At 52.2% G+C, this 12338-nt stretch carries 10 protein-coding genes and 2 pseudogenes; 10 read left to right on the top strand and 2 right to left on the bottom strand.

The window, feature by feature from the left end:
• Window positions 1-40 precede the first annotated feature (40 nt).
• Both FAH66_RS08955 and FAH66_RS08945 read right to left on the bottom strand, forming a co-directional pair.
• The gene (locus FAH66_RS08955; RefSeq protein WP_244284934.1) at window positions 41-1192 is read right to left on the bottom strand and encodes an IS3 family transposase; all 1152 of its coding nucleotides are present in this window, start codon (window positions 1190-1192) and stop codon (window positions 41-43) included.
• Between the two features lie 334 nt (window positions 1193-1526).
• Window positions 1527-2792 carry a LysM peptidoglycan-binding domain-containing protein gene (locus FAH66_RS08945; RefSeq protein WP_049329177.1) on the bottom strand — a complete coding sequence of 422 codons (1266 nt, stop codon included), beginning with the start codon at window positions 2790-2792 and terminating at the stop codon, window positions 1527-1529.
• 234 nt (window positions 2793-3026) lie between these two features.
• On the opposite strand from FAH66_RS08945, the gene def reads away from it, so the two are divergent.
• From def to FAH66_RS08900, 10 genes and pseudogenes are all read left to right on the top strand, one after another.
• The gene (gene def, locus FAH66_RS08940) at window positions 3027-3530 is read left to right on the top strand and encodes a peptide deformylase (RefSeq protein ID WP_003678675.1); all 504 of its coding nucleotides are present in this window, start codon (window positions 3027-3029) and stop codon (window positions 3528-3530) included.
• 134 nt (window positions 3531-3664) lie between these two features.
• On the top strand, window positions 3665-4591 hold the full coding sequence (fmt, locus tag FAH66_RS08935) for a methionyl-tRNA formyltransferase (RefSeq protein ID WP_137041343.1): 927 nt from the start codon (window positions 3665-3667) through the stop codon (window positions 4589-4591).
• A 33-nt stretch (window positions 4592-4624) separates the two neighbouring features.
• The gene (locus FAH66_RS08930) at window positions 4625-5143 is read left to right on the top strand and encodes an O-acetyl-ADP-ribose deacetylase (RefSeq protein WP_137041342.1); all 519 of its coding nucleotides are present in this window, start codon (window positions 4625-4627) and stop codon (window positions 5141-5143) included.
• 46 nt (window positions 5144-5189) lie between these two features.
• Window positions 5190-6449, top strand: a complete 1260-nt coding sequence (gene rsmB / locus FAH66_RS08925) for a 16S rRNA (cytosine(967)-C(5))-methyltransferase RsmB (RefSeq protein WP_137041341.1) — start codon at window positions 5190-5192, stop codon at window positions 6447-6449.
• Window positions 6415-7008 (top strand): DUF4390 domain-containing protein, encoded by a 594-nt coding sequence (locus tag FAH66_RS08920; protein ID WP_137041340.1) that lies wholly within the window; start codon window positions 6415-6417, stop codon window positions 7006-7008. Before rsmB ends, FAH66_RS08920 begins: the two co-directional genes overlap by 35 nt.
• A gap of 3 nt (window positions 7009-7011) precedes the next feature.
• On the top strand, window positions 7012-9138 hold the full coding sequence (locus FAH66_RS08915) for a sensor histidine kinase (protein WP_137041339.1): 2127 nt from the start codon (window positions 7012-7014) through the stop codon (window positions 9136-9138).
• Entirely contained in the window at window positions 9125-10399 is a 1275-nt protein-coding gene (locus FAH66_RS08910; protein WP_049329173.1) for a sigma-54-dependent transcriptional regulator, read from the top strand. Before FAH66_RS08915 ends, FAH66_RS08910 begins: the two co-directional genes overlap by 14 nt.
• 234 nt (window positions 10400-10633) lie before the next feature.
• Window positions 10634-11564 (top strand): annotated as a pseudogene (gene dprA / locus FAH66_RS08905) (DNA-processing protein DprA); the annotation flags it as partial.
• Between the two features lie 104 nt (window positions 11565-11668).
• Window positions 11669-11824, top strand: a pseudogene (locus FAH66_RS11230) (DprA-like winged helix domain-containing protein); the annotation flags it as partial.
• A 24-nt stretch (window positions 11825-11848) separates the two neighbouring features.
• The gene (locus FAH66_RS08900) at window positions 11849-12304 is read left to right on the top strand and encodes a Smg family protein (protein WP_003679497.1); all 456 of its coding nucleotides are present in this window, start codon (window positions 11849-11851) and stop codon (window positions 12302-12304) included.
• The last annotated feature ends 34 nt before the right edge of the window (window positions 12305-12338 follow it).

Here is a 12338-nt window from a genome sequence, read left to right as displayed (position 1 = left end):
TGAACTGGCCCCCAAATCTTGGACACTCATAAAAGCCTATTCAGGCGCTCTGTGCAAGCTGGGTTCTGTATGCGACAGGACTCAGCTTTTTCAATTTCAAACTGCAACGCTCGCGGTTGTAGTAATCCATATAATCATCTATCTGCTTCATCAATTCGTCCACCGTCAATTCTCCTGCGTTATAGAAACACTCCGTCTTCAACACCGCAAAGAAGCTTTCCATCGGCGCATTGTCCCAACAATTCGCCTTACGCGGCATGCTTTGAACCATGGAATGTTGGGCAAGCAATTCCCTATACCCCGCCGTACGATACAGCACACCTTGGTCAGAATGAAGCATCGTTCCTTTATCAGTCAGCCGGGGTGCGGCTTTTTCGAGCATTTCCTTCACCATTTTGCTGTTAGCATTGCGGCTCATGGCGTAGGCGACGATTTCTCGGTTGAACAAGTCCAAGATTGGCGAGAGGTACAGTTTGCCGTCCTTTCCTTTGAGTTCGGTCACGTCGGTCAGCCATTTTTCGTTGGGCTTTTGGGCTTTGAACCGGCGTTTGAGGAGGTGTTCCGATATTTCGCCCATGGCGGGATGGCGGTAGGCTTTTTTCGCCCGTATGAGGGCTTTCAGTCCTAGCTGCTTCATCAGCCGCGCCACTTTTTTGCGGTTCCAACCCAATGCTGCGGCAATGCGCCTTTGCCCGTAGCGTCCTTTATGTCGTCGGTAGGTTTCGACGAGGAGGGCTTTGTCGGCTGCGTCGGGGTCGGGTCGGTCTTGATGGTGGTGGTAAAAGCTGCTTTTGGGCAGGTTTGCGATGTGCGGCAGGTATTTGAGCGGGTGTTGCGCCCTCAGTGTTTGGACGGTTTGGCTTTGTCCTTTTCGGTCTGCTTTTGGCTGAGGGCTTTCAACTCCTTTAGGTAGGCGACCTCTGCGCGCATATAGCACAACTCTTCGATAAGCTCTGCCTGTGTTTTTTTCATGGTCGGGTTTGTCGGCGATGAAGGGGTTTTTGCGGTGTTGGTTCATGGTTTTGGATTGGGGATGTTCGAGTGCGCCGATACCGCCTTCCTGATAGGTGCGTATCCATCGTCGCAGGTGGGTTCGGGAAATGCCGTAGTGGTCTGCGGTACGCTGTTGGCTGCGTATGTGCAGGTAGTGGAGTACGGCTTGGTATTTGAAGTGTAATGTATATTTGCTCATAAAAAAACTGCACCTGTGAGTTGGAGGGGGATGTCCAACTTTTGGGGTGCAGTTCAATCTTCAGACGGCCTTTTTGATTGGCAGGAATAGATGGAATAATCAACAGCCAATAAATAGCGTGCTGGGCTTTTCATATTTCTGATTGGAATAGCAGAACGGAAAAACGATAGAAAAGGGAATAGCTGATTACCGGCTTGAGAAATAAGATGTTGTTTGCGCTTTAAACAACGCGTTACAGATTTTATTTATTCTGATGGGCAGCAATCAAAGGGCCGTCTGAAAAACAGGTTTTCAGACGGCCTTTATTTGCCGGATGGCGGCTAAGAAAGCTCAATCAGCTGCGGACTTCCAGTTCGATTTCTCTTTCCTGTTCGTCTTCAGCAGGCTTGTCCATGGTTTTTTCATCGGCCATATTGTCCAAATCACGGCCGGGTTCGGAAGCGGTATCGCCGATGGAAATGCTGTTCAGGCTTTCCAAAATAATGGCGGAGGCCAGATGGTCGGATGTGCGGTACACCATTGCCAAGCCGATTTCTTCCGCCGGAATGGAAACCAATTCAACCGTATCTTTGTCTTTCGGCTTGCGAATCAGGTTGTTGGACAGATTGACACGGACTTGGCGGCCGCGTTTGTAGAGGCTGACCACAGTGCCTTTGTCCAAGCCGTCGAGTTCGCCTTTATCCAAAGTAATGGTTTGGAACTGACCTGCTTCGCCCACGCCGTCGAAGATGGAAACAACTTTGGCCTGAATCGGACGGGCAGGGGCGTGAGGCATAACATTGAAGCTGTCGAGGCCTTCGGGCAGTTTCAGCAGATAGTCGTCTTTGCGGATTTCGGAAACGGCTTCTTCGATAACCAAAGGTTGCGCGGATTGGGTACGCAGCTTCATGGCTTTGTTGACTTGGGTGTAATACTCGTTGCTTTTGAGTTTTTCGTCAGAAGCGCGGGTGCGGTTTTCCAAGGCGGAGTCGGTGTAAGGCAGCGTGTTGGCGATGCCGCTGAACACAACTTCTTGGCCGAGAAATTTGCCGGTTTCCGGGTCGGTGATGTTTTTATTGACGCGGTAGGTCAGGTAGCGGCCGGGTTCGGTCAGGCCGTATGCGTACACGCGGTTGCCTTGGGTGTAGAGGACGCGGTTGTCGGGGCCGGCAATCAGGCGCGGCGCGTTGGCGGTTTCTTCCGGAGCGATAATCTGCGGATGTTTCATGAACATGCGGTAGAGGTTGACATTGACGGTCGGAATGCCGTAGCCGGAAGTTTCGCGTACGCGCGGATGCAGTTTGATCACGGGAATGCCGTCTGAACGGGTTTGGGCATGTTCAAAACCCAGTCGCGGCTGACCGTTGATGTAGCGTAAAACCAACACCTGACCCGGATAGATCAGATGCGGATTGCGGATAGCGTTGCGGTTAGCGCCCCAAAGGCGGTTCCATTGCCATGGGCTGTACAGATATTTGCCGGAAATACCCCACAAGGTATCGCCGTTTTTAACGACGTAGCGTTGTGGCGCATTGGGGCGGATTTTTAAAGAAGCTGCCTGAGTGTGGGCAGAAATAGCCATGCCTGCCATGCAAAGCAGGGTTATAATACGTTGTTGCATAACCGTTCCCCTTGAAATCGATTCGGTTTGTCTTCAGATGATAAACAGAGAAGGCTGGAGTTTGCGAAACTGCCGCCCATTCATCAATACGATAACGAACGGCCTCCGTCGCGCTATCTTAACATTTTTCGGCGTTATTTTAGCATTGAATGTTGCTGTCATGACAGGAGATTGTGGCGGCGGAAACCGAATCTGTATGAAAATCACACATCAGCTTTATAAAACGAGAATATTATGGCTTTACTGAACATCCTCCAATACCCCGACGAGCGTTTGCACACGGTCGCCAAACCTGTTGAAAAAATCGACGAGCGCATCCAGACATTGGTTGCCGATATGTTTGAAACCATGTACGAAGCACGCGGTATCGGCTTGGCGGCCACTCAGGTCGACGTACACGAGCGCATCGTCGTGATGGATTTGACCGAAGACCGCAGCGAGCCGCGCGTGTTCATCAATCCCGTCATTGTCGAAAAAGACGGCGAGACGACTTATGAAGAAGGCTGTCTGTCCGTACCGGGCATTTACGATACCGTAACCCGTGCCGAGCGCGTCAAAGTTGAAGCCTTGAACGAAAAAGGCGAGAAATTCACGCTGGAAGCAGACGGCCTGTTGGCAATCTGCGTGCAGCACGAATTGGACCACCTGATGGGCATCGTGTTTGTCGAACACTTGTCGCAGCTGAAACAAGGCCGCATCAAAACCAAACTGAAAAAACGTCAGAAACACACCATCTGACCTACGCATCGCTTAAAGGCCGTCTGAAAAGACAAAACAGAAGGCAGACTTCGGTTTTCAATCTTTCAGACGGCCTTTTCAGCTGAAACAGTTTGTCCAACGCGCCATTCAAACCATTTCCACAAGGACACAACATGAAAGTCATCTTTGCCGGTACGCCCGATTTTGCCGCCGCCGCCTTGAAAGCCATCGCTGCCGCAGGTTTTGAAATTCCGCTGGTGTTGACCCAGCCCGACCGCCCTAAAGGCCGCGGCATGCAGTTGACCGCATCGCCGGTCAAACAGGCTGCCTTGGAATTGGGTTTGACCGTGGCGCAGCCGGAAAAGTTGCGCAATAACGCTGAAGCCCTGCAAATGCTCAAAGATACAGGCGCGGATGTGATGGTGGTGGCCGCGTATGGCTTGATTTTGCCGCAGGATGTGTTGGATACGCCCAAACATGGCTGCCTCAATATCCACGCTTCGCTGTTGCCCCGTTGGCGCGGCGCGGCACCGATTCAACGTGCGATTGAAGCCGGCGATGCCGAAACCGGCGTGTGCATCATGCAGATGGACATCGGCTTGGACACCGGCGATGTGGTCAGCGAACACCGCTATGCCATCCAACCTACGGACACTGCCAACGAAGTGCATGACGCGTTAATGGGTTTGGGTGCGGAAGCGATTGTTGCCGACTTGCAGCGGCTGCAGGCTGAAGGCCGTCTGAACGCGGTTAAGCAGCCAGAAGAGGGCGTGACTTATGCCCAAAAATTAAGCAAAGAAGAAGCGCGTATCGATTGGAACGAGTCCGCGCACATTATCGAACGCAAAATCCGCGCCTTTAACCCCGTTCCTGCCGCATGGGTCGAGTATCAAGGCAAACCGATGAAAATCTGGCGTGCCGAAGTCGTGGCCAAGCAGGGTAAGGCAGGCGAGGTGTTGTCCTGCACTTCAGACGGCCTGCTGGTGGCTTGCGGTGAAAATGCGCTGAACATCACCGAATTGCAGCCTTCCGGCAGCAAACGCATGAGCATACAGGCATTTGCGGCAGGTCGGACGATTGAAGTCGGAACAGTTTTGTAACAGGCTGGAAATCAACGTAGAGGAAAGAAAACAATGGCTGTTTTTGAAGTGATCGAAGGCGATATTACCCGATTGGCAGTCGATGCGATTGTCAATGCTGCTAATTCATCGCTGTTGGGCGGTGGAGGCGTAGATGGTGCGATACACCGCGCCGCGGGCAAAGAGCTGCTGGACGAGTGCCGCACTTTGGGCGGTTGCCGGACAGGCGAAGCCAAAATAACCAAAGGCTATCGTTTGCCTGCGCGTTATGTCATTCATACGGTCGGGCCGGTATGGTTTGGCGGAAAACAAAATGAAGAGGCCAAATTGGCACAATCCTACGCCAATTCCTTGCTGCTTGCCCAGAAACACAATCTCCACAGCATCGCCTTTCCGTGCATCAGTACCGGTGTGTACCGCTTTCCGGCCGAAGCCGCCGCGCGTATCGCTTTGGAGAGTTTGCAACAAACCTTGCCGCAATGTCCGGCAGTGGAAAAAATCATCTTTTGCTGTTTTTCCAAAACAGATGCCGAATATTATCGGGCATTGCTGGCAGCCGAACAGGCCGTCTGAAATCCTCCGAACACGTGAAATCAAATATGAATCAGAAAGCAAAAATATGAGTATGTCCCTCGCCCAAAAACTGGCCGCCGATAGCGTTGCCGCGGTTGCCGAAGGGCGCAATCTTCAGGATGTCTTGGCGGAAATCCGCGCGGCGCATCCGCAGCTGACGGCGCAGGAAAACGGCGCGTTGCAGGATATTGCCTACGGTTGCCAACGTTATTTGGGCAGTTTGAAGCACATGCTTGGTCAAATGCTGAAGAAGCCGATTGACAATCCTCAGCTCGAAAGCCTGCTTTTGGCGGCGATGTACCAACTGCATTACACGCGCAATGCGCCTCATGCCGTGGTCAATGAGGCGGTGGAAAGCATTGCCAAAATCGGCCGCGGCCAGTTCCGCTCGTTTGCCAACGCGATTTTGCGGCGTTTTTTGCGCGAGCGGGAGAAGCTGGAGGCTTCGTGCAAAAAAGACGATGTGGCGAAACACAACCTGCCGCTGTGGTGGGTGGCATACCTGAAAAACCATTATCCGAAACACTGGCACAACATCACCACCGCGCTGAAATCGCATCCGCCGATGACTTTACGCGTCAACCGCCGACACGGCAATGCCGAAAGCTATTTGGAAAAACTGGCTGCGGAAGGTATTCCGGCCAGGGCTTTGGACGAATACGCCGTGATGTTGGAAGAAGCCGTGCCGGTAAGCCGCCTGCCCGGTTTTTCAGACGGCCTGGTGTCGGTGCAGGATTTTGGTGCGCAACGCGCCGCCTATTTGTTGAACCCGAAAGACGGCGAACGTATTCTCGATGCCTGTGCGGCGCCGGGCGGCAAGACGGGCCATATCTTGGAACTGGCAGATTGTCATGTTACCGCTTTGGATATAGACGAGGGCCGTCTGAACAGGGTGAAGAGCAATCTTGACCGTTTAGGCTTTCAAACGGCCTCTTTGACTTGTGCCGATGCGCAGGACTTGACAGCGTGGTATGATGGCAAGGCCTTTGACGCTGTCTTGGCCGACGTGCCGTGTACCGCTTCGGGTGTGGCGCGGCGCAATCCCGACGTGAAATGGCTGCGCCGCCCGACCGATGCCGTCAAAACCGCACGCCAACAGGAAGCATTATTAGACGCGCTGTGGCAGACCCTGACGAAAAACGGCAGGATGTTGCTGGCTACCTGCTCGGTCTTTGTCGAAGAAAACGACGGTCAGTTGCAAAAATTCCTTAACCGCCATGCCGATGCCGAGTTGATCGAATCGCATGTGCTCTTACCGAACAAACATCAAGATGGCTTTTATTACGCGCTTATTAGAAAGCAGTAAAACGCTGATTGTACCGCTCTTGCTTGCCGTGTCGCTGAACGCAGCGGGCGAGGGCATCAGTGCGACCCGTGCCGAGGCAAAGCTGACCCATGCCGGACAGCTTTCTGTCAGCAGCCGTTTCCGCACCGACCTGCCCGACCAGCTTAAAGAAGCACTCAAACAGGGCGTCCCCCTGCATTTCAATTTGAGTTGGCAGCTGTCAGCGCCGTCCGTGGCGTCTTATAAATTCAAGTTCGACCAGCTGCTCAACAACGACAGCACGATTCAATACAAATTGTCCTTCCATCCGCTGACCAACCGCTATCGCGTTACCGTCGGTACGTTTTCTACCGAGTACGAAACGCTTGAGACTGCCTTGCGCGCAGTGGGCGCGGTCGCGAATTGGAAGGTTTTGTCCAAGGGCGCGCTGAGTGATGTGGCCGCCAAAGACACGAAGGCTGAAATCCGCCTGCTGCTGACAACCGCCAAGCTGCCCAAACCGTTCCAAATCAATGCCCTGACGTCTAAAAACTGGCATTTGGATTCGGGTTGGAAATCCTTGTCGGTCGTGCAGGAGTAAACCATGCGCCGCTTTCTCCTGATTGCCGCCGTATTCGCCGTTGTTTTGTTGTACGGTCTGACTGTTGCAACGGGCAGCAGCAACGTATTGTCCGATTACTTCTGGTGGATTGTCGCCTTGTGCGGTTTGCTGTTGCTGGTGTTGGCGGCGGTGTTGGTACGCTATGTCGTACTTTTGATGCGCGACAACAGCAAAAGCGTGTTCGGTTCGCAGATTGCGCGTCGGCTGTCGGGGATGTTTACCTTGGTTGCCGTATTGCCGGGCGTGTTTTTGTTCGGTATTTCCGCCCAGTTTATTAACGGTACGATTAATTCTTGGTTTGGCAACGATACCCATGAGGCTCTGGAGCGCAGCTTAAACTTGAGCAAATCCGCGCTGAACTTGGCGGTGGACAACGCTGTCAGTAACGCCACACCGGTGCAGATCGACTTAATCAGTGCCGCTTCACTGGACGGCAATTTAGGGCAGACGCTGGCAAAATCGGCACTTACTGCCGACTTTGCCCAGCTGGCGCTTTATAACGCGACCACCCATAAAGCCGAGAAAAACATCAATCCCCTGAAACTAAATCAACCCGAACTCAACAAAGAAGGATGGGAGCAGCTGGAGCAGACCGGTTCGGTGCGCAGCTTGGAAAACATCGGCGGCGTGCTGTATGCTCAAGGCTGGATGCTGATCGGTACGCATAAAAATCAGGATTATGCGTTGTTTTTCCGGCAGCCGATTCCGAAAGATGTTGCCCAAGACGCGACGCTGATTGAAGCGGCCCGAGCCAAATATGCCGAACTGAGTTATACCAAAAAAAGCCTGCAAACCTTTTTCCTGTCCACGCTGTTGGTCGCGACATTATTGGCCATCTTTTTGGCGCTGGTGATGGCTTTGTATTTTGCCCGCCGTTTTGTGGCACCGGTATTGTCGCTGGCAGAGGGTGCGCGGGCGGTGGCTCAGGGTGACTTCAGCCAGACTCGGCCGGTATTTCGCAATGACGAGTTCGGCCGTTTGACCCAGTTATTCAACCACATGACCGAGCAATTAGCGATTGCCAAAGAGGCAGACGAGCGCAACCGTTTGCGCGAAGAAGCCGCTCGCCATTATTTGGAATGCGTGTTGGAAAGTTTGACCACAGGCGTGATTACTTTGGATGCCGATGGCCGTCTGAAAACCTTTAACAAGGCCGCCGAACAGATTTTGGGCGTTTCGCTGGTGTCTTTGTGGGGCAGTAACTGGCATCAATGGCACGGCGAATCGCTGCAGCAAACTCTGTTGGCCGATGTGTTTGCCGCCATTAATGAAACCGCCGATAGCAACAAACCCGTCCAAGTCGAATACGCCGCGCCCGATGATGCCCGAATCTTGTTGGGCAAAGCCACCATTTTGCCGGAAGACAATGATAACGGCGTGGTGATGGTGATTGATGACATTACCGTCTTGATGCGGGCGCAAAAAGAGGCCGCATGGGGCGAAGTGGCAAAACGTTTGGCGCACGAAATCCGTAATCCGCTTACGCCTATCCAGCTTTCCGCCGAGAGATTGGCATGGAAATTGCATGATAAACTAGATGAACAAGACGCCCAAATTCTCAGCCGTTCAACCGATACCATCGTCAAACAGGTGGCCGCGCTGAAAGAAATGGTCGAAGCGTTCCGCAACTATGCGCGTGCGCCGTCGCTGAATTTAGAAAAACAAAATTTAAACGGTTTGGTGTCGGAAGTATTGGTATTATATGAGGCCGGCGTGTGCAAGTTTAATGCGCGGCTCAGCGCCGACACCTTGCCGATTGTTGCCGATACGACGGCGATGCGCCAAGTGTTGCATAACTTATTTAAGAATGCCGCAGAAGCGGCAGAGTCGGACGAAACGCCGCAAGTAAAAGTCGAAACAGGGCGCGAAGGCGGACAGGTTTTCCTGACCGTCTGCAACAACGGCAAAAGTTTCAGCAAAGAAATGCTGCACAATGCTTTTGAGCCGTACGTTACCGACAAACCGACAGGAACGGGACTTGGTTTGCCCGTTGTGAAAAAAATTATCGAGGAGCATGGCGGCCGTATCAGCCTGAGCAATCAGAACAGTGGCGGCGCGTGCGTCAAAATAGCTTTACCGGAAATGGCAGAAACTTATGCGAAGCAGTGATATTTTGATTGTAGATGATGAAGTAGGCATCCGCGACCTGCTCTCCGAGATCCTTCAAGACGAAGGCTATACCGTCACTTTGGCCGAAAATGCCGAAGAAGCGCGCCAATTGCGTTATCAAACGCGTCCGGCCATGGTGTTGCTGGATATTTGGATGCCCGATTGCGACGGCATCACTTTGTTGAAAGAGTGGGCGAAAAACGGCCAACTCAATATGCCTGTGGTGATGATGAGCGGCCATGCCAGCATTGACACTGCGGTTGAAGCCACCAAAATCGGCGCACTCGATTTTCTGGAAAAACCGATTGCCCTGCAAAAACTCTTGTCCGCAGTAGAACGCGCCTTGAAACATGGCGAAGTTCAGACGGTCTCCGGTATGACTTTGGACAAATTAGGCAACAGTTCCGTCATTCAAGAAATGAACGGCAGCATTGAAGCGGCTGCCAAACACAACCGCCCGCTGTTGTTTGCCGGTGAGGCAGGTTCGCCGTTTGAGATTGTCGCCCGCTATCTGCACAAAAGCGGTACGCCTTGGGTGGCAACCGACCGTGTCGAACACATTGTCGATATGCCGATGGAGCTGTTGCAAAAGGCATCAGGCGGTATTTTGTATGTCGGCGATATTGCCCGGTACAGCAAGAACATCCAAAACGGCATTGCTTTCTTGCTGGAGAAAGCCGACCGCTATAATGTCCGTGTGATTGCTTCATGCGGTTTTAAACGCGGTGAGAGCGCTGATGACGTCGTTACCGGCAGACTGGCAGAGCTGTTGAAAGAGCGCATCGATGTTCCTTCTTTGTGCAGCCAACCGGACGATATCGTCTTTTTAATCAACCGCATCATGACCGATTTGGCCGAAAGTCAAAAAATCCAGCCGGTAAAATTCAGCGACAGCGCGTTGGTGGTTTTGCGCCAATACGATTGGCCGGGCAATTACGACCAGCTTGCCGAAACGGTGAAAAACATCATGTTGGAATCTGACGGCAAAGAAGTGGACGAGCAGGCTGTTGCCGTGGCTTTAGGTCAGAAGGAAAATGCGACGGCGACAGAAATCATCGGCGGCTTCAATTTCAATATGCCTTTGCGCGAATTGAGGGAAGAAGTCGAGCGCCGCTACTTTGAGTACCATATCGCCCAAGAAGGCCAAAATATGAGCCGCGTGGCGCAAAAGGTCGGCTTGGAGCGTACACACCTTTACCGCAAACTCAAACAACTCGGTATCAGCGTATCGCGCCGCAGCGCCGACAAATCCGAAGAATAAGCGCAATATCGGTTCAAACACAAAAAAGGCCGTCTGAAAGCCATCAGGTTTTTCAGACGGCATCGTCATTTGACGGTGTGTTTAGACAAGCAATACTTTATAAAAATAATGATATGGCTAGGCATGGTTATTTTGCCTTTTAAGCCGACAGAAGTTTTATATCAATGAAATTTTTAGACGGCCTTTATTTACTTCAGGCCGTCTGAACAACCATTACGAAAAGGGAACAGATTGATGACGGAAAACGAGCGTTTTGCTTGGTTGCAACTGGCATTTACGCCCTATATCGGCGCAGAAAGTTTTTTGGTGCTGTTGCAGCAATTCGGTAGCGCACAAGCAGCCTTGAATGCGCCGGCAGACAAAATTGCCGCGTTGGTGCGCCATAAACAGGCGGCCGAGTCGTGGCGTAATACGGATAAACGGGCTTTGGCGCAGCAGTCTGCCGAAGCCGCTTTACAATGGGAAATGCAGGACGGTTGCCGTCTGTTGTTGCTGCAAGATGATGATTTCCCCGAAATGCTGACACAAGGCATTACCGCGCCGCCGGTCTTGTTTTTACGCGGTAATGCAGAGCTGCTGCACACACCTTCTGCCGCGATTGTCGGCAGCCGCCATGCCACGCCGCAGGCAATGCGGATTGCCAAAGATTTCGGCAGGGCGTTGAGCGAAAAAGGCATTCCCGTCGTATCGGGCATGGCTTCGGGTATCGATACCGCCGCCCATCAGGGCGCATTGCAGGCAGATGGCGGTACCATTGCCGTCTGGGGAACCGGTATAGACCGCATTTATCCGCCGTCCAATAAAAACCTTGCTTATGAAATTGCTGAAAAAGGCTTGATTGTCAGCGAGTTCCCTTTGGACACGCGTCCGTTCGCAGGCAACTTTCCGCGCCGCAACCGTCTAATTGCCGCGTTGTCGCAGCTGACATTGGTGGTCGAGGCGGCATTGGAATCCGGCTCATTGATTACTGCCAAGCTGGCGGCGGAGATGGGGCGTGAAGTGATGGCGGTACCCGGTTCGATAGACAATCCGCATAGCAAAGGCTGTCACAAGCTGATTAAAGACGGGGCAAAACTGGTTGAATGTTTGGACGATATTCTCCATGAGTGTCCGCAGCTATTGCAAAATACGCCTGTTCCATCATATTCTATAAATAAGACGGTCAAACCGAAAAACGATCAAACCAAACGTCTGCAACCAAAAACAATAGTGGATGAACCGCAAAGGCCGTCTGAAAACCTATCTGCTGCCCCATCAACTAGCGCTTTATTGGACGCAATGGGTTACGACCCGATACACCCCGATATTTTGGCGCAACAAACCAATACGGCAGCGGCAGATGTGTACGCACAGCTTTTGGAATACGAACTTGACGGTATCGTCGCCGCCTTGCCGGGCGGCCGTTATCAGCGTGTCAAAGCATAAATTATCTATATTTAAGGAACCAGCATGACCGAAGTCATTGCCTATTTAATCGAACACTTCCAAGATTTCGACAATTGTCCGCCTCCGGAGGACTTGGGTCGCCTCTTGGAAGATGCGGGTTTTGATGCTACGGAAATCGGCAATACATTGATGATGATGGAAGTCTTGTTCAATACGTCCGAATTCTATGCCGAGCCGTTTAACAGCGACTCCCTGCGCGTATTCTGCCGTGAAGAAGCTGAAAACCTGCCGCAGGAAGTCATGGGCTTGATGCAATATTTGGTTACCGAACACGCAATTACTTATGAGCAACGCGAAATCGTCATTCACGCCCTGATGCACATTCCATCGGACGAAATTACCCTCGATACCGCCAAAGTGTTGGTATTGCTAGTGTTGTGGATGCACAAAAGCGAGTTGCCCGTCCTGATTGGCGACGACTTGATGAGTGCGTTGACCGGACAAAACGTGATGCACTAAACCTTTTTTCAGACGGCCTCAATAATAAAGGCCG

The sequence above is a fragment of the Neisseria subflava genome, assembly GCF_005221305.1.
In the GTDB taxonomy this organism is placed as follows: Bacteria; Pseudomonadota; Gammaproteobacteria; order Burkholderiales; family Neisseriaceae; genus Neisseria; species Neisseria subflava.
This window is presented reverse-complemented; position numbering and strand designations above follow the sequence as displayed.

Bases quoted from the DNA above. Each gene is read 5' to 3' on its own strand.
- FAH66_RS08945 (WP_049329177.1), bottom strand. From the start codon at position 2,792: ATGCAACAACGTATTATAACCCTGCTTTGCATGGCAGGCATGGCTATT.
- FAH66_RS08915 (WP_137041339.1), top strand. From the start codon at position 7,012: ATGCGCCGCTTTCTCCTGATTGCCGCCGTATTCGCCGTTGTTTTGTTG.
- def (WP_003678675.1), top strand. From the start codon at position 3,027: ATGGCTTTACTGAACATCCTCCAATACCCCGACGAGCGTTTGCACACG.
- FAH66_RS08955 (WP_244284934.1), bottom strand. From the start codon at position 1,192: ATGAGCAAATATACATTACACTTCAAATACCAAGCCGTACTCCACTAC.
- FAH66_RS08920 (WP_137041340.1), top strand. From the start codon at position 6,415: ATGGCTTTTATTACGCGCTTATTAGAAAGCAGTAAAACGCTGATTGTA.
- FAH66_RS08900 (WP_003679497.1), top strand. From the start codon at position 11,849: ATGACCGAAGTCATTGCCTATTTAATCGAACACTTCCAAGATTTCGAC.
- FAH66_RS08930 (WP_137041342.1), top strand. From the start codon at position 4,625: ATGGCTGTTTTTGAAGTGATCGAAGGCGATATTACCCGATTGGCAGTC.
- fmt (WP_137041343.1), top strand. From the start codon at position 3,665: ATGAAAGTCATCTTTGCCGGTACGCCCGATTTTGCCGCCGCCGCCTTG.
- rsmB (WP_137041341.1), top strand. From the start codon at position 5,190: ATGAGTATGTCCCTCGCCCAAAAACTGGCCGCCGATAGCGTTGCCGCG.
- FAH66_RS08910 (WP_049329173.1), top strand. From the start codon at position 9,125: ATGCGAAGCAGTGATATTTTGATTGTAGATGATGAAGTAGGCATCCGC.